The organism is Ralstonia sp. A12, from assembly GCF_000801955.1.
Taxonomy (GTDB): domain Bacteria; phylum Pseudomonadota; class Gammaproteobacteria; order Burkholderiales; family Burkholderiaceae; genus Ralstonia.
The window spans coordinates 239,944-256,386 of record NZ_JSZO01000028.1 but is presented as its reverse complement, the minus strand read 5'-3'; the positions used below and the strand labels follow the sequence as shown (position 1 = coordinate 256,386).

The following is a 16,443-nucleotide window of genomic DNA, read 5'->3' as shown; positions in this document are numbered from 1 at the left end:
AAAGTCGCCCCCATGTCACAAGATCAGTCCGCCAGCACCCCCGCCTTCCAGCGCATCAAGGAAGACATCCTCACGCGCATCCGCAGCGGCGAGTGGCAGGAGGGCGAAATGATTCCGGGGGAGACCACCCTGGCGCAGACCTTTGGCGTGTCGCGCATGACGGTCAATCGCGCGCTGCGCGAGCTGACCGCCGAGCAGATCCTCACGCGCGTGCAGGGGTTGGGGACGTTCGTCGCGCAGCAGAAGTACCAGGCGACGCTGGTGGCGATCCGTAACATCGCCGAGGAAATTGCTGCGCGTGGCCACCTGCACCGCGCCGAACTGCACAAGCTCGAACGCGCACGCGCCAACGACGCGATGGCCGCTTCGTTTGGCGTACCGGTTGGGCGCGTGCTGTTCCATTCATTGATCGTGCATTTCGAGAACGACCTGCCGATCCAGGTGGAAGACCGCTGGGTGAATGCCACGCTCGCGCCCGAGTACATGGAGCAGGACTTCACGCAGACCACGCCGAATGCCTACCTGATGCGCGCCGCCCCGCTGCAGGGTGTGGACTACGGCATCGAGGCCCGCCTGCCCCCGCGCGAGATCGCCGAGATGCTGCACATGGACGTGCGTGAGCCATGCCTGATGCTGCGGCGCAAGACCCTGTCGCAGGGTCAGGTCGCCTCGCTGGCGACCATGTGGCACCCGGGGGGGCGCTACCAGTTCACGGGGAGTTTCTAAGCCGCCGCCGGTGCTGCACTGGGACTCAGCGCAGGTTCACCAGGCCACGGCAGCCCGGCCCATGCACCCTTGGGGCCAAGCAGTTGGCGCAAGTGGGATTCATCAAAACCGCTGCCCAACGGATCAGCGCGAAACGCGGCCACCCACTGCCGCCGCCCGGCGATACAGGCGTGGCCGAAGTCTTCCCAACCCGCAAAACAATCCTGCGCGCGCTGCGCGTTGAGCAGCAGCACCCGCCACGCCACCATCGGGTCAGCCCACCCAAAGAGCACAGCATTGCGCGCCAGAAAAGCCATGCGCACGCAGGCGAACGCCAGCGCGGCGCGCGGGTCATCGGCGGGTTGCAACGCGTGCAGGTCAGCGCGAAACCATTGGGCTTCCAGCACGCGTGACAGATGCGCCCTCACCTCGTCGTCGGATGTGGTCGGGCGCAGTTCCATCTGGTGCAGCAGCGGCGCGCGAAACAGCTTGCGCGTTTCCTCATTGAGTTCGGTCGTCACGGGGCTCATGAAGCCCGTTAGACCGGTCGCGTCCACCATGGGTTGTGCCAGCGCCAGCGCCCAGTGCTTGCGCGGTGTGAAGGCAGCCCGCTTGGCCGGGCGGAAGTACCGGACCACGCGCCACAGCACCAACACCGCCAGCAGGATCTTGAGCCAGGTGGGCATCGATGGTCTCGCTTATCCGAGTTGTGTGCCGGCCAACGCTTCCGCTTCGCGTGCGGACATGTCTGGCCACGGTACGTCTTCCGTCACGAAGCTGGCATCGGTGCCCGACGATGTCGTGCTTGCGCCCCGCTTGGCGCGCGCCTGGCGCGTGGCGTAGGCAACCGACGCGGCACGCGGCGGATGCTCAGCCAGCAACGCTGGCTGGCGCGCAGCAATCAGCCACTCCACCATCGGCGTGGGCGCACGCAGGCGCGGGAACAGTTGCGGATGGTGCGCCACCAGTTGGGTCTGCGTGGCGGCATCGGTCACGTCTTCAATGCGTTGCCAGCCGGCAGGCGTGTGCACCAGGCCGATGGCAATGCAATCCGCAGGCGTATCACCGCCGGGTGCCAGCGCGTTGAAGCAGGCCAGCACATCGCCGACATAGCGGTCGATCGGGGGCCGGTTCTGCTTGCCCTTGACCTGCTCGACGGTCAGCGCGCCATCGGCCCCGACGATCAGGCTGATGGTGATGTGCGGCTGCCCACCGGCGTCACGAAAGCTCAACAGGCGCAGGCGTTGTTGCTCGATGGCTTCGGCATAGCGCTCGCCGTAGCCGCCGGACAGCGTGCGGCGATCTGCAAACTGGCCAAGGCAGTGGCGCATGACGTAGCTCTCGAAAGCCATCTCCGCGCGCAACAAGGTACTGTCATGCCGGAACTCGACAAAGCTGCCATTGGGAGTGCTCAGCAGGGCGCGCAGGGCGTCGGGTTGGCTCTCGCGCCAGCCGCGCTCAATGCGAGCGGCCATCTCGGCATGCTCGCGTTCCCATTGCGCCAGGGCCTGCGGACAGTTGATGCGGTCGAGCTTGCCTTCCAGCGCGGTGCCCCGGCGCGAGGTCAGGAACTCCAGCAACCGCTGTTCCAGCGCCAGCAACTGGGGCTCGACGGGGTCGATCCACACCACCGGTGCCAGCGATGCGGCATCCGCACCGGGCGCAGCCTTGGCAGTCGCAAAGCGCAATGCCACCCATTCGGGCAGCGTGGCGGCACCCAGCGCCTTGCGTGCCTCGTCCAGCGAGGCAATCGGCCGTGCCGGCTCGAAGTTGGCGACCAGGTGCCGATAGAAATGATTCAGCAGCCAGGCACGCACCGGCGCCGCATCGCCACGCGCTTCACTGCGCGCCGCGATGCCGGCTTTGAGCCGATCGGCGTTGAGCGCGTTACGCGGGGCGTAGCCGGTCGTCCGGGCTGCGCGACTCATTTCCAGATTTGCCACCACGACTTGCCAGACGCCGCGCCGTTGCCGCCGCGCTTGTACGAGGCCTGGAGCGTCTTCATGGCGTCGTAGTCCTGGCGAGCGGAGGCGTCATCACGCGGGTTGCAGTCCATCGAGCGTTGACACAGGGCTGCGGCTTCATCAAAGCGCGCCAGTGCACCCATGACCTGGGCAGCCTTGGCCAATGCCCAGTAATCGTCGCAAGCATGCACCTGCGGTTCCAGGCGATTCCAGTAGGTCGCTGCCTCTTGCTCCAGTGCCTGCCCCATGTAAAGCAGCACGCGCAGGCGCGCGCCCAGTGCACCGGATGTCAGGGCGTCTTCCTTCTCGCCGTTCTCCACCTGCCAGTGCGCCAGGCGCTCCAGCCAGATCGAGATTTCGTGCGGCCGCTCCAGGGTCAGCAGGGCACGCGCCACATCGCCCACGTAGTCGTTTGGTTCGTGCCGGCTGTAACCGTAGTCGGCCGAGAAGTTCCAGAGTGCCTCGGCGGCGTCCAGCACACCGGCGTGGTCTTCCTGCTCGATGCGGGAGCGCAGGATGCCGTCGTAGTGCTCGGCAAACGGGCTGGCGGCGATGCCGCGGCGGTGCAGTTCAACGGCGTCGTCGTAGCGGCTCTCGTAGTAGCGGTACTGGATCGCGAGGTTGTTGCAGAGCATCGAGTACAGGTGCGCGCATGCATCGTACGGATGCCCGGTGCCGGTCGCAAAATAGCGCTCCATGCGAGCCTGCGCCTGCTCGTAGACCGTGCACAGCAGCTTGCGGTACAGCTTCTGCGCTTCGTCCTGTTGCTTGGCCGGCAGGTCACCGAGCTGCTCTTCGTACTCGTTGTCGACGGTCACGGCAAAGGCGTAGCCCCACAGCCCGCTGGGCACCGCCGGCACCGGCAGCCGGAGCGTTTCCAGCAGCCCCAGCGAGCGTGCACGCGCGTGGAAGAGGGAGTACGCCGTGCGGTTGTCCTCCATCTCGATCTCGTGCGTGGCGGCCAGCAGTTGCGCCGCTTCGGTGGTCGGGTCGATGCGCCCTGCCATGCCGTTGCGCACGGCCATCAGGCGCGTGGTCCACGGGTGCTTGGGCGCGCGGGCCTCAGCCAGCGCGTGGGCCGTAACCACGACTTCCGGCAGGGCATCTTCGGCGTCCTTGTCCGCCAGCGCGGCAAACAGCGTGCGGTGCACGTCGGAGCGCTCGTGCAGCGCGCCGCCATGCCCTTGCGCCAGTTGCACGAAGCGTTCGAAGGTCTCGTCCAGGTGGCAGGCACGCAAGACGCACAGCGCCCACCAGACCGAGGTGTCTGCCGGATCGGCCAAGCGCGCGCTCACGATGGGCGGCAGTCCTTCCCACATACCGGTTTCGACCTGGTAGATGTGGAAGAACGCACGCTGTCCGGCCTCGTCAAAACGGCCGGCCTCGATCAGCCATTCGAGCTCGTATTCGATAAAGTCGTCGCTGCCGTCGGACGACAGGCTGTAGCGCGCGGCGGCACAGGCCTCCAGCGCGCCGGCCAGGTCGCCCTGCTTGCGCTTCGCACGCGCAGCCAGGCGTGCCAGACGGACTTCTGCCTCGCGGCGACGCGGCGATGACCAGTCGGCCGTAAGCGCGGTCACCGGTTGCACAAATGCGTTCAGGTGGTCCGGCACGATCTCGATCAGCGCATCGCCCAGGCGCAGCCAATCGTTTTCGTCGACGTCCTGATCGGGGGCGGCGGTCTGCAGCGCGGCGATGCTGGCCTCAGCCGCAGCACGCGCTTCGGCAACCTGTTCATGCCGGGAATACGCCCAGGCCCGGCGGCGGCGGTGGTCAGCCGTATCCCACGCGCGGAACGCCGCCCGGCCTGGAATCGCTTGGTCGATGGCCTCGCGCAGGTCGATGGTCGGCAGCGCGACAGGAAACGCGGCGTATTCGAGCTGATCGAACACACGCAGTTGGCGATACGCATCGGCGTCCAGATCGGGGCGCTCGCGGACGATGGCGTGCATCTCGGACAGCGCCTGCTGGGCGGCCGCTTCATCGCGCAGGTAACTGGCCATCTGCAGACGATACAGCGCGAGCTGCATCTGCACACCGGTCTGGGCGTCTGCGGGCGCGGCGGCCAGCACGGCGGCGCCATCACCATCGACCACGGCGCGCGCGGCCGGTGTATCACCCGCGCGCATCCACAACGTGTGCAGGCGGTCGATCGCATCGAGCGTATCGGCACGCAACGGCTTGGCACGCAGGCGCGCCAGCAGGTCAGCCGCTTCGCTCGAATCGCTTTCTTCCAGATCGGCTTCGAGGCGGTCGAGCAGTTGTTCAAGTTGCGCGCCGCTCAGGGCATCGCGATCGGGCGTCATCTCTTCTTCTCCGGAGGGAACGCCGCGCAGCTTAGCGCCCAGCCGGGCGAGACTGGATTAAGGTTTGGTAACACCGCCCGCGCCGAAACGACGCGCAAGCAAGACGTCAGGCATGTCCCTTCCAGGGCACTGCGCGCGCTTCGATGACACGCATTGCCAGATCGAACGCCCACGCAATCGCACCGATCAGCACGATGCCCATCACCACCAGATCCGTACGCAGGAAACTCGACGCATTGAGCACCATCTGCCCGAGACCGACGGTGGCCGCCACCATCTCTGCCGCCACCAGCGTGGTCCAGCCGAAACCGATGGCGATGCGCAAGCCGGTGAGGATTTCCGGCAGCGCCGCCGGCAGGATCACGTGCCGCACCACCTGCGTGAAACTCGCTCCCAGCGCATAGGCGGCGTTGATCTGCTCGCGCGTGGCGCTGCGCACACCGGCGCGTGCGGCCATGGCGATTGGCGCAAAGCACGCCAGGTAGATGACGACGATCTTGGCGCGCTCATCAATGCCCAGCCAGATGACCACCAGCGGCAGGTAGGCCAGCGGCGGCAGCGGGCGGTAGAACTCGATGGGTGGGTCGAGCAGGCCACGGGCGGTGCGCGACACGCCCATCGCCAGGCCGACCGGTATGGCAGTCACCGCCGCCAACGCAAATGCGCCAAACACGCGCAGCGCGCTCCAGCCCAGGTGCGCGGCCAGCGGCTGACCGCCTTGGATATCCCCACGCCACGCATCGAGGAAGGCGCGCCCGACTGCCTGCGGCGATGGCAGAAACAGCGGCGGCACCCAATGGAAGGTCGTGGCTGCCCACCACAGCAGCAGCAACGCGCCCACCGAAAGCAGGCTCAACCCCAGCGCACTGCCCTCACCGGGCAAACGGTAGCCGCGCAGCTTGCGTTGCGGTTTGACGGAGGGCGCCGCCGTTTCGACGGGAACACCCTTGAACACTGCGGTTTCGATCGCACTCATGCGGCCAGCTCCTCCGGCGCGCGGTGGATCAGCGCCAGTACACGCTCGCGCCACGCAATGAATTCCGGCGACGACTTCACGGCCCGAGCATCTGCGCCCGCCAGCGCCTGCCGCGAGAACGGCAGATCAAACGTCTGCACAATCCGCCCCGGCGACGGCGACATCACCACCAGCCGCGTCGCCAGGAACAGCGCTTCTTCCACATCGTGCGTGATGAAGAACACGGTGGTGCCCGTGCGTTGCCACACATCCAACACCAGCGTCTGCATGGTTTCGCGCGTGAAGGCGTCGAGCGCCCCCATCGGTTCGTCCATCAGCAAGACGCGCGGTTCGGTCGCCAGCGCACGCGCGATGCCGACGCGCTGCTGCATGCCGCCTGACAGGGCATACACGGGCGAGGTGGCATGCGTCTCCAGGCCAACCAGCCGCAGCAGCTCGAGCGCCCGCGCGTGGCGTGTCTTGCGATCCAGGCCGCGCAGCTTCAGGCCGAGCGCCACGTTGTCGCGCACGTTCAGCCACGGCATCAGGCCATAGCGCTGGAACACCACGCCGCGCTCGGCACCCGGACCGTCCACTTCCCGCCCGTCAAGCAGAATGCGTCCCGCTGTTGGCGCGACAAAGCCAGCCAGGCAGTTCAGCAGCGTGGTCTTGCCGCAGCCCGACGCGCCCAGCGCAACGACAAACTCGCCGGCGTCGATGGCCAGATCGACGCCACCCAGCGCTTGCGTCGTGCGGCCGCGCGCGTCGGTGTAGTCGACGCGCAGGCCGCGCACGTCAATGCGGCTCATCGGGATGCGGCAGCCACAGCCTTGGTGGCCCCGCCGGCCGCGCGCTGCACGAAGCGTGCGTCGATGGCCGCACCGTAATCCGGCAGCACCGCCTGGATCGTGCCCTGCGTCTTCAGGAACTGCGCCGTCGCCAGCAGCGATTGCGCTGCACCCGACTGCGCGCCGCCGCCCAGCCAGCGCTTGGAAGCCTGCTCCGCCGCATCGGGGAAGGCATACAACGCAAGGCTGGCCGGCACGTCAGCGGCCGTCGCGCCCGAGGTCTTGGCCACCGCTGCCACCTGCGGCGAGGTCACCGTCCACGCGGCCTTGTTGTCGCGATAGGCGGCATCGGCCTTGGCCAGCACCTCGACAAACTTGGCGATGAACTCCGCATGGTCACGCGCAAACTTGCGGTCGGCCACGAAGCCATCGAAGGTCGACTTGCCGGTGGCGGCGGCGATCTTGCCGGAGGTCGTCAGCACCGTGCCATTCTTCTTCACCTTGGCGAGCACCGGGTCCCAGATGAAGGCGGCATCCACATCGCCACGGTCCCACGCGGCAGACAGCTCCTGCGGGCGCAGGTTGACGACCTTCACGTCGCGCGGCTCAAGCCCCGCCTGCTGCAGCGCCACCAGCGCATGGAAGTGCGAGGTCGACACATACGGCACGCCCAGGGTCTTGCCCTTCAAGTCCGCCACGCGCGTAACGCCGCTGCCGTTGCGGGCGACCAGCGCCTCGGCATCGTTGATGTTGTCGAGAATCCAGAACAGCGACAGGTCCACACCCTGCGACACACCGGCCGCAATCGGGCTCGACCCCGCCTCGCCAATCTGCACCGAGCCCGACGCAATGGCGCGCACCACATCGGCGCCGCTGGCGAGCTGGCGATACGTCACCTTGTAGCCGGTGGCGCGCTCGACTTCGCCGGTGGCCTGGGCGTAGCGCCAGGGCAGCACCATGTCCTGATAGGCGATGACGACCTCGCGGTCCGCGGCACGCGCAGGGGCGGCACCAAGCAAGGCAAACGAGATGGCCACTGACGACGCAGCCGCCAGCAAACGGGGGAGAGAAAAACCAGCCATGAAGGACTCCGGCAGAAGAAGAACGCGCACATGCGCCGGAGTCGATTGTGGGAGACGGCAGACGGGGCTGTCGTCGAAGAAAATCGGCTGAGCTTATGCAGCCCGCATGCAGACCTAAACGCGGTAGATCAATACTGGCTGAGCGTGCTGGACAACAGCTTGGCGGTAATGTCCACGATGGGGATCACGCGCTCATACGCCATGCGCATCGGCCCGATCACGCCCAGCGTGCCGACGATCTTGCCGTCCACCTCGTACGGCGCGGTGATGACAGCCATGTCTTCGTGCGGCACCAGGCTGCTTTCGCCACCGATGAAGATCTGCACGCCCTCTGCGCGGCTCGATACGTCCAGCAGTTGCAGCAGGCCCGTCTTCTGCTCGAACACCGCAAAGAGCCGGCGCAGCTTGTCCATGGACGAAGACAGGTCTTCCACGTCCAGCAACTTGCGCTCGCCGGAGATCACCACTGGCTCTTCATCCGACACGGCGCTGCTGCCCGCCTCCACCGCCGCCTGCATCAGCGAGGTCATGTCGGCCTGTAGCACCGACAGCTCGCCACGCAGGCGCTCGCGCACGGCGTCGAACGTCAGGCCGCCGTAGTGCGCGTTGATGTAGTTGGCCGCTTCCACCAGCTGCGACGGGCTGTAGGGCGTATCGGTATGGATGATGCGGTTCTGCACGTCGCCCTCGGGCGTGACGACGATCAGCAGGATGCGGTTTTCCGACAGCCGCAGGAATTCGATCTGCCGGAAGGCGTGCGAGCGGCGCGGCGTCATCACGACGCCGGCAAACTGCGACAGGTTGGACAGCGTCTGCGCCGCCGCCGCAATCACCCGCTGCGACGACTCCGACCCATGCGACGCCAACTGCGTACGTACCTGCTCGGCAATCACGCCGGCCATCTGCTGCGCCATGCGGTCGTGCGCGCCGAGCACATCGAGCGGGCTGGCCGTCAGCATGGTGTCGACGAAGAGGCGGTAGCCGCGCGGCGTCGGAATGCGCCCGGCCGAGGTGTGCGGGCTGGCGATAAAGCCCATCTCCTCCAGGTCGGACATCACATTGCGGATGGTGGCCGGCGAGAGATCGAGCCCCGAATACTTCGACAAGGTGCGCGAGCCCACGGGCTGGCCCTCGGCGATGTACCGTTCGATCAGGGTCTTGAGGAGGATGGTGGCGCGCTTGTCCATGGTTCTTCAATTTTACGCAAATTCGGCGCCCGCTTACGGGTGACGCAAGCGTTTCTTCGTGAAACGCGCGCCAACGTAGCGGGGGTCATATCGATATGGTGTAATGCGCGCATGTCGATTTCCCCGTCCGCCGTGGCCCCGCAACCTCCCGCCTCGCCTTTCAAGACCGTCGCGCTGGTCGGCCGGTATTCGGCCTCCAACATTGCCGGCCCGCTCATGGATCTGGCGTCGTGCATTGCCGCGCGCGGACATGACATCGTGTTCGAGCGCGAAACCGCGCTCAATATCGGCGTCCAGGATTACCCTGCCCTGCCGCCCGAAGAAATGGCGCGCCAGGCCGATGTGGCCGTGGTGCTCGGCGGCGACGGCACGCTGCTCGGTATCGGTCGCCACCTGGCCGGCGCCAGCGTGCCCGTGATCGGCGTCAACCACGGGCGGCTCGGCTTCATGACCGACATCCCGTTCGACGATGTGCACACTGTGCTGCCCGACATGTTGTCCGGCCGCTACGAAGCGGAAACCCGCACGCTGCTGCAGGCGCAGGTCGTGCGCGATGACGAGGTCATCTTCTCCGCCCTGGCCTTCAACGACGTGGTGGTCAACCGCTCGGGCACCTCGGGCATGGTGGAGCTGGCCGTGTCGGTCGATGGCTTCTTCATGTACAACCAGCGATCCGACGGCCTGATCGTCTCCACGCCCACCGGGTCGACGGCATATGCGCTGTCCGCCGGCGGGCCGATCCTGCATCCGGCGCTCTCGGGCCTCGTGCTGGTGCCCATCGCACCGCATTCGCTGTCGAACCGGCCGATCGTCATTCCGCAGGATGCAGAGGTGGTCATCCAGGTCACCAGCGGGCGCGATGCCAGCGTCAACTTCGATATGCAGTCGCTCACCTCGCTGCTGCCGGGCGACCGCATCGTCGTGCGTCGCTCCGAGCGCACGGTGCAACTGCTGCACCCGGTCGGCTACAACTACTACGCCACGCTGCGCAAGAAGCTGCATTGGCACGAGTACCCGACCGAAGACAACCGGCTGTAACCCAAACTCCGTCCCACGCACCATGCTGCGCAGCCTCACCATCCGCGATTTCGTCATCGTTCACGCGCTGGACCTCGATCTGGCCGACGGCTTTACCGTGTTCACTGGCGAGACGGGCGCGGGCAAGTCCATCCTGATCGACGCACTGGCCCTCACGCTGGGCGAACGTGCCGACGCCGCCGTGGTGCGCGAAGGTGCACCGCGCGCCGACATCACGGCCGAGTTCGATGTGCATCCGCACGTTGCCGCCTGGCTGGAAGCCCACGAGCTGCACGATGACGAAGGTGTGATCCTCCTGCGCCGCACGGTCGATGCTGCCGGCCGCAGCAAGGCCTTCATCAACGGGGCGGCTGTCACGCTGGCGCAACTGCGCGAAGTGGGCGAGCAACTGGTCGACATCCATGGCCAGCACGCGCATCAACTGCTGCTCAAGACCGACGCGCAGCGCAGCCTGCTCGATGCCCACGCCGGCCTGGAAGGCGCTGTACGTGTGGTGGGCGAGCACTATCGCGAATGGCACACCGTGGTGCGCCTGCGCGAAGCCGCCGAGCAGCAGTCGCGCGAAGCCCAGCTTGAGCGCGAACGCATCGAGTGGCAGGTCAACGAATTGCAGAAGCTTGGTCCCCAGCCCGGCGAATGGGAAGACATTCAGGCCGAGCACCATCGCCTATCGCATGCCGCCAGCCTGATGGAAGGCACGCGCGCGGCGCTGGATGGCCTGTCCGAATCGGAAGGCGCGGTGCTCACACAACTGGGTGCCACGCTCCACACGCTGCGCGAACTCGCCGAGATCGACCCCGCGCTGGCCGATGTGCTGGCCGCGCTGGAACCGGCCGAAGTGCAGATCCAGGAAGCCGTGCACACGCTCGCGCGCTATGCCGACCGTGCCGAGCTGGACCCGGACCGCCTGGCCGAAGTCGACGCGCGCATGCAGGCGCTGCACACCATGGCGCGCAAATATCGCGTCGCACCGGAAACGCTGCCGGCCGAACTGGCCGAGCGCCAGGCACAACTGGCTGCGCTGCAGGCGGCGTCCGATCTGGAGGCACTGCAAGCACAGGAAGCACAAACCCACGCCGCCTACATGGTGGTCGCCCAGGCGCTGTCGCGCGCTCGCGCCAAGGCCGCGCGCGAGTTGGCCGAGGCCGTGACCGACGCCATGCAGGGCCTGTCGATGGCCGGCGGACGTTTTGATATCGCACTGCACGCACTGGAGCACGGCGGTGCGGCGGGCCTGGAGCAAATTGAATTCCTCGTCGCCGGGCATGCGGGCGTATCGCCGCGGCCGCTGGCGAAGGTCGCGTCTGGCGGCGAACTGGCGCGGATCAGCCTGGCGATCTCCGTGATTGCCAGCGAAGCGAGCCCGACCCCCACGCTGATCTTCGACGAAGTCGATTCCGGCATCGGCGGCGCCGTGGCAGAAGTGGTGGGACGGCGCCTGCGCGAGCTGGGTACGCGTCGCCAAGTGTTGTGTGTGACCCATCTGCCGCAGGTGGCAGCACTGGCGAATCACCACATCCAGGTCGCCAAGCAGACGGTGGCCGGCAGCACGCGATCGGACCTCGTGGTGCTGGATGCCACCAGCCGCGTGGATGAAATCGCCCGCATGCTGGGCGGTGCGTCGCTGACCGACACCACACGCCGCCACGCCGACGAGATGCTGGCCGCTGGCCGTGCACAACCTGCACCAGCACCTGCCGCACGTAAATCGCGGCGCGTGGCGCAGTGATCGCCTATACCGGAAGCATCGCCGCCATCTCTGGCGCGAACGCTCCGGCGCCGCACGCAGCCAACACCATTGATTGCATTCAAGGAGAACCCCATGGCCCAACCGGCTGCCCGCCCCCCGCTGTCTTCACGCTCGCTGCTGTCGTCCGCCAAGCCCGCGCTGGTGGCAGCGCTTGGCCTGTGCCTGCTGACGGCGTGCAAGTCGGTGCCCGCCATTGACCCAGGCCAGCCGCCTGCCATGGACCCCGCCTCCGCCAACACCCAGCCGCCGGCTTCGGTATCGGCCGCGCACGCCCTGGGTGACATCATTGTCGGCTTGAGCACGCCAACCACCGCTTCCGCCACCGTGCAAGGCCTGCTGGACGCAGCCGGCGCACGCGCAACACCGCGCTTGGCCTTTGCAGTGGTGCGGCCGATGTCGGGCGGGTTCTGGGTCGTGCGCGCCAGCTCGGGCGACGCGGCAGCCACGCTGGACGGCGCGGTCGCTGCCTTGCGCTCCGCCCCCGGCGTCGCCTCAGCCGACCCGGATCGTGTGATGAAGATTCAGCGCTAAACACGACCAAGAGCGATTAAGCACCGCGCACATCAGACCTCCACACTGTGAAAAACGCATGGGCCCGATTCTGGGCCCATCGTGCTTTCTGCGGGGCGCATATCCTGCTACGGCGCCAGCGCACAGGCGGGCTTTCCCCACCTTAAGCCATCGGGTTTCTGCCATCACAGGCGGGCAGGTCGCGTGCTACCTTTGATTTTGTGTAATGAACTGTCAACGATCACATCCTGACGACGTTTCTCATCACAACAAGATGCCACGGAGCGTGCACCGATGACCCCTTCCTCTTTCCGGTTGAAGTCCTGGCTCCGCGCAGGCGCGGGCGTCGCCTGTCTCGCCTGGCTGATGGGCGGTTACACAGCCACTGCGGTGGCTGCCACGGCGCGGCCGCAATATACGGGCGACCTGATCATCAAATGGCGCGACGACACCAGCGGCACACGCAAGACACTGTCGGCCGCGGAATCCAGCAACCGGCTGCTGTCAGTCGCGCAAACGGCCGGCAGCACGCTGCAAGTCAAACGCACGTTGGCCACCGCTGCGCAGCTCATGCACACCGGCCTGACCGACGCTGCCAGCATTGAAGCCACCGCCGCCAAGATCGCACAGGACGCACGCGTGGCCTATGCGGTGCCCGATCGCATCCTGCGGCCCAACACCATCCCCAACGACCCGTTGTTTGCTACGCAGAACAACCTCGCCTCGCCTACGCTCGTGCCGGGCGGCATCAACGCGGCGGCGGCGTGGAGCATCACGCAGGGCTCGGGCAACATCGTGGTGGCAGTGGTCGACACCGGCTATACCGACCACCCGGATCTGGTCGGCAAGATCCTGCCCGGCTACAACTTCATCTCCGACCCTGCCCGCGCGGGCAACACGTTTGGCCGTGGAACGGACGCGCATGACCTGGGCGACGGCGTGACCTCGGCGCAGGTGTCCACCATTTCGGGCTGCACCAGCAGCGACGTCGCCAACAGCAGCTGGCACGGCACCGAGGTCAGCAGCGTGCTGGCGGCCAACACCAACAACGCGCTCGACATTGCCGGCGTGGGCTGGAACACACAGGTCGTACCGGTGCGCGTGTCGGGCAAGTGCGGCGCGCTGCTGTCCGATACGGTAGACGGCATGCTGTGGGCGGGCGGTATCGCCGTCACAGGCGCACCCACCAATGCCAACCCGGCACGCGTGGTCAACGTGAGCCTGGGCAGCACGGGTGCGTGCTCGGCCGCCGAGCAGGATGCGGTGAACCGGCTGGCGTCAATCGGCACCACGGTGGTGGCGGCCTCCGGCAATGAAGCCGCACAAAGCGCCGATGCGCCGGCCAACTGCACGGGCGCGATCGCCGTCACGGCAAACGTGGATAGCGGTGAAAACGCCAGCTACGCCAACGTTGGGCCACAAGTTGCACTGTCGGCGCCAGGCGGCGGCTGCGCCAACTCACAGGCCACCAGCAGCGGCTGCACGGGCACCACGTCAGTCATCCAGGCCGATTCCAACGACGGCGCCCAAACCCTCGGCAACTATGTCGTCAAATCCGTGGCGGGCACGAGCTTCTCCACACCGGAAGTGGCCGGCACCATTGCGCTGATGCTGAGCGTGCAACCACAACTGTCGAACGCGCAAATCCTGGCCGGCTTGCAGCAGACGGCGCGCCCGCACCCAAGCGGCACGTACTGCGCCGTCAACACCGGCCTGTGCGGTGCAGGCTTGCTGGATACCGCAGGCGCGGTGGGTTACGCCCAACGAACGACGCCTGCCGGCATCGGCAGCGGCACGTCGAACTCGGGTAGCTCCGGTGGATCCAGCGGTAGTAGCGGCGGCGGTGGCGGTGGCGGCGGTGCCATCCCGCTAGTGGCGGCGGCCATGCTGCTGGCCCTGGGGCTGGCGTGCCGGCGCAAGCGCACGCTGTCGCCGTAGCGTCATCATCAGGTTGAGCAAGACCGCCTCCCATGTGGAGGCGGTTTTCTTTGGGCGTTTGCTTCAAGCCGATTTCGCCAGACTAGGGTTTTTACTTGGCTCGACCCGGACCACCCCATCTCAATCCTTTTGGACAATTCATCCATCAATTCAGCAATTCTTTACAAAAAGGGCATTCTGATGAAGACGATGGTTCCCGGGGGGGTAGTCCGTGCACTGGTGGCGCTCGGGCTGGTGTCGTATCACACCGTGCCAGTGCTGGCGGCTGAAAAATCGACCACGTTCAACACGCGGCTGCAGTGGGTCACCCAGTTGATCGTCAAAGAAAAAGCGACCACAGCAGGCGCGTTGAAACCGCAATCCACATCAGCGGGCAACGTCGACAACCCGACGGATGTCATGACCGTACAACGCTGGTCAGCTGCAGCGCAATTGCCGGTGACTTACAAGCGCGCAATGTCGGACGGCGCCCATGTAGTCACCCTGCCCAGGATCATGACGCTGGATGACGCACAAACCATCGCACAGCGCATGGAAGCGAGCGGCCAGTTTGAATATGTGTCACCCGATCGCATCCTGCGACCGATGGCGCTGGCCAAGGACCCGCTGCTCAGCCAGCAATGGAACCTGCTGCCAGGCACCAGTGTGGCCGGTGGCGCTAACATGACATCCGCCTGGGACACCACCACCGGCGCGCCCACCATTGGCATCGGGATTGTTGACACCGGCATCCGCGCAGACCACGCCGACTTTGCCGGCACGCACTTCGGCATCGGCCGCAACTTCGTCAGCAGCGGCGCGATGGCAGGCACCGCCGACCCCAAGACCGGCGCCACCATCCCTAACGGATTCGTGAACAACGGCGCCGACAACAGTGCCGGCAATACTGCCCCCTCCGACCCCGGCGACTGGATCAGTGCCAGCGATGCCGCCTCCTTCCCTACGCTGTGCGGCAGCCAAAGCAACAGCAGTTGGCACGGCACCTTCGTAGCCGGGCAGATTGCGGCGCAGCGTAACAACGGTATCGGCGTTGCGGGCATCGCACCTGGCTTGCGTGTGCAGATGGCGCGGGCGTTGGGCGAGTGCGGCGGCGTGACGTCCGACATCATGGATGCGATGACGTGGCTGGCTGGCGGCGCCGTCCCTGGTGTTGTGAGCAACCCGACGCCTGCCAAGGTCATCAGCATGAGCCTGGGCGGGCCGGGAGCCTGCTCTGCGCTGGAGCAGAGCCGGATCAATGCGGCGCGAGCGCTGGGCACCACCATCGTGGTGGCTGCGGGCAACGAGTCGGGGCCGGTGGATGCGCCCGCCAATTGCACCGGGGCTATCGCCGTGACGGCCCACACACAGGAGGGCGACAACGCCTGGTACGCCAACGTGGGCGCGCAAACCGCCATCAGCGCGCCGGGTGGCGGCAGAGGCACAGTCGTCTCGGGCTCGGGCAGCACCATCGTGTCGCTCTCCAACAGCGGCACAACGGCACCCATTGCCTCGCCCGGTGGAGACACGTACGCCAACGACATAGGCACGTCGATGGCCACGCCGCATGTGGCTGCTACGGCCGCGCTGATGCTATCGGTCCAGCCTGCGCTCGCGCCCGACGACATCACCGCGATCCTCAAGCAGTCGGCTCGCCCCTTCCCGGCGGGCACGTACTGCGCCACGCATGCAGGCAGTTGCGGGGCCGGTATGCTGGACGCTGGTTCGGCCATCGCTCAGACCCAGGGTGTGCCGACCGTGCACGCCGTCACATCGGCAGCAACCGTCGCGCCCAATGTTTCCGTCACGCTGACCGCCGTGAGTGGCGCCGGATACGGCAGGACAGCAGGCAACCCGGTCTGGGCACAAACCGCCGGAAGCCCTGTCACCCTGACGACCTCCGGCCCGGATGCCAGTGGCAATAGCAAGGCAACCTTCACGCCGATAGCCGCAGGCACCTACACCTTTAGCGTCTCTCTGACCAACAACCTGGGCGCGACAGCCACGGATACCGCCAGCGTGACCGTCACAGGATCACCCACCGACACGGGCGCCGGTTCGGGCTCTGGCGTCGTGCCCAGCAATGGAGGTGGTGGTGGCGCTGTCTCACCAGTGGGGGCGGTCCTGCTGCTGGCGACAGGCCTTGCTCTATATAAACGCCGGCGCGTGACCGCCTGAGCGCCCTGCATTCTCCTTTCCCTTGCCCCGTGCCGCTCGGCACGGGGCGCGCCTTTCCTCCCT

At 66.7% G+C, this 16,443-nt stretch carries 13 protein-coding genes; 6 read left to right on the top strand and 7 right to left on the bottom strand.

What is annotated here, in order from left to right; translation table 11 throughout:
- Positions 1–12: 12 nt before the first annotated feature.
- Positions 13–726, top strand: a complete 714-nt coding sequence (gene hutC, locus PI87_RS23150) for a histidine utilization repressor (RefSeq protein WP_039600057.1) — start codon at positions 13–15, stop codon at positions 724–726.
- Here the strand turns inward: hutC and PI87_RS23145 are convergent.
- From PI87_RS23145 to hrcA, 7 genes are all read right to left on the bottom strand, one after another.
- Positions 723–1,391, bottom strand: a complete 669-nt coding sequence (locus PI87_RS23145) for a DUF1266 domain-containing protein (RefSeq protein WP_039600056.1) — start codon at positions 1,389–1,391, stop codon at positions 723–725. The two genes, hutC and PI87_RS23145, sit on opposite strands and share 4 nt — an antisense overlap.
- Before the next feature lie 12 nt (positions 1,392–1,403).
- A complete protein-coding gene (locus PI87_RS23140) occupies positions 1,404–2,633 on the bottom strand; it encodes a hypothetical protein (protein ID WP_198139609.1) in 1,230 nt (409 codons plus the stop codon).
- Positions 2,630–4,975: a hypothetical protein gene (locus tag PI87_RS23135; protein ID WP_039600055.1), complete on the bottom strand. Its 2,346-nt coding sequence runs from the start codon at positions 4,973–4,975 to the stop codon at positions 2,630–2,632. The genes PI87_RS23140 and PI87_RS23135 overlap by 4 nt, the downstream gene beginning before the upstream one ends.
- 106 nt (positions 4,976–5,081) lie before the next feature.
- Positions 5,082–5,951, bottom strand: a complete 870-nt coding sequence (locus PI87_RS23130; protein WP_039600054.1) for an ABC transporter permease subunit — start codon at positions 5,949–5,951, stop codon at positions 5,082–5,084.
- A complete protein-coding gene (locus PI87_RS23125; protein WP_039600053.1) occupies positions 5,948–6,739 on the bottom strand; it encodes a taurine ABC transporter ATP-binding protein in 792 nt (263 codons plus the stop codon). The genes PI87_RS23130 and PI87_RS23125 overlap by 4 nt, the downstream gene beginning before the upstream one ends.
- Complete coding sequence (gene tauA / locus PI87_RS23120; RefSeq protein ID WP_039600052.1) at positions 6,736–7,800, bottom strand: taurine ABC transporter substrate-binding protein; 1,065 nt, start codon at positions 7,798–7,800, stop codon at positions 6,736–6,738. Before tauA ends, PI87_RS23125 begins: the two co-directional genes overlap by 4 nt.
- Positions 7,801–7,928: 128 nt before the next feature.
- Positions 7,929–8,987, bottom strand: a complete 1,059-nt coding sequence (gene hrcA, locus PI87_RS23115) for a heat-inducible transcriptional repressor HrcA (protein WP_039600051.1) — start codon at positions 8,985–8,987, stop codon at positions 7,929–7,931.
- 111 nt (positions 8,988–9,098) lie between these two features.
- Here hrcA and PI87_RS23110 point away from each other — a divergent pair, with 111 nt between their 5' ends.
- The 5 genes from PI87_RS23110 (at position 9,099) to mprA (PI87_RS23090) (ending at position 16,380) form a co-directional block, all read left to right on the top strand.
- On the top strand, positions 9,099–10,025 hold the full coding sequence (locus tag PI87_RS23110) for an NAD kinase (protein ID WP_039600050.1): 927 nt from the start codon (positions 9,099–9,101) through the stop codon (positions 10,023–10,025).
- A 22-nt stretch (positions 10,026–10,047) separates the two neighbouring features.
- Complete coding sequence (gene recN, locus PI87_RS23105; RefSeq protein ID WP_039600049.1) at positions 10,048–11,754, top strand: DNA repair protein RecN; 1,707 nt, start codon at positions 10,048–10,050, stop codon at positions 11,752–11,754.
- A 93-nt stretch (positions 11,755–11,847) separates the two neighbouring features.
- Positions 11,848–12,306, top strand: coding sequence for a hypothetical protein (locus tag PI87_RS23100; protein WP_039600048.1), 459 nt, complete (start codon positions 11,848–11,850; stop codon positions 12,304–12,306).
- Positions 12,307–12,579: 273 nt separating this feature from the next.
- Positions 12,580–14,223: an MprA protease, GlyGly-CTERM protein-sorting domain-containing form gene (gene mprA, locus PI87_RS23095; RefSeq protein WP_039600047.1), complete on the top strand. Its 1,644-nt coding sequence runs from the start codon at positions 12,580–12,582 to the stop codon at positions 14,221–14,223.
- 180 nt (positions 14,224–14,403) lie between these two features.
- Entirely contained in the window at positions 14,404–16,380 is a 1,977-nt protein-coding gene (gene mprA / locus PI87_RS23090; protein WP_039600046.1) for an MprA protease, GlyGly-CTERM protein-sorting domain-containing form, read from the top strand.
- Positions 16,381–16,443: the final 63 nt, after the last annotated feature.

What these genes read in the sequence shown, in the direction of transcription:
- PI87_RS23110 (WP_039600050.1), top strand. Translation starts at nt 9,099, where the DNA reads ATGTCGATTTCCCCGTCCGCCGTGGCCCCGCAACCTCCCGCCTCGCCT.
- PI87_RS23130 (WP_039600054.1), bottom strand. Translation starts at nt 5,951, where the DNA reads ATGAGTGCGATCGAAACCGCAGTGTTCAAGGGTGTTCCCGTCGAAACG.
- tauA (WP_039600052.1), bottom strand. Translation starts at nt 7,800, where the DNA reads ATGGCTGGTTTTTCTCTCCCCCGTTTGCTGGCGGCTGCGTCGTCAGTG.
- hrcA (WP_039600051.1), bottom strand. Translation starts at nt 8,987, where the DNA reads ATGGACAAGCGCGCCACCATCCTCCTCAAGACCCTGATCGAACGGTAC.
- PI87_RS23125 (WP_039600053.1), bottom strand. Translation starts at nt 6,739, where the DNA reads ATGAGCCGCATTGACGTGCGCGGCCTGCGCGTCGACTACACCGACGCG.
- mprA (WP_039600047.1), top strand. Translation starts at nt 12,580, where the DNA reads ATGACCCCTTCCTCTTTCCGGTTGAAGTCCTGGCTCCGCGCAGGCGCG.
- hutC (WP_039600057.1), top strand. Translation starts at nt 13, where the DNA reads ATGTCACAAGATCAGTCCGCCAGCACCCCCGCCTTCCAGCGCATCAAG.
- PI87_RS23135 (WP_039600055.1), bottom strand. Translation starts at nt 4,975, where the DNA reads ATGACGCCCGATCGCGATGCCCTGAGCGGCGCGCAACTTGAACAACTG.
- PI87_RS23100 (WP_039600048.1), top strand. Translation starts at nt 11,848, where the DNA reads ATGGCCCAACCGGCTGCCCGCCCCCCGCTGTCTTCACGCTCGCTGCTG.
- PI87_RS23140 (WP_198139609.1), bottom strand. Translation starts at nt 2,633, where the DNA reads ATGAGTCGCGCAGCCCGGACGACCGGCTACGCCCCGCGTAACGCGCTC.
- PI87_RS23145 (WP_039600056.1), bottom strand. Translation starts at nt 1,391, where the DNA reads ATGCCCACCTGGCTCAAGATCCTGCTGGCGGTGTTGGTGCTGTGGCGC.
- mprA (WP_039600046.1), top strand. Translation starts at nt 14,404, where the DNA reads ATGAAGACGATGGTTCCCGGGGGGGTAGTCCGTGCACTGGTGGCGCTC.
- recN (WP_039600049.1), top strand. Translation starts at nt 10,048, where the DNA reads ATGCTGCGCAGCCTCACCATCCGCGATTTCGTCATCGTTCACGCGCTG.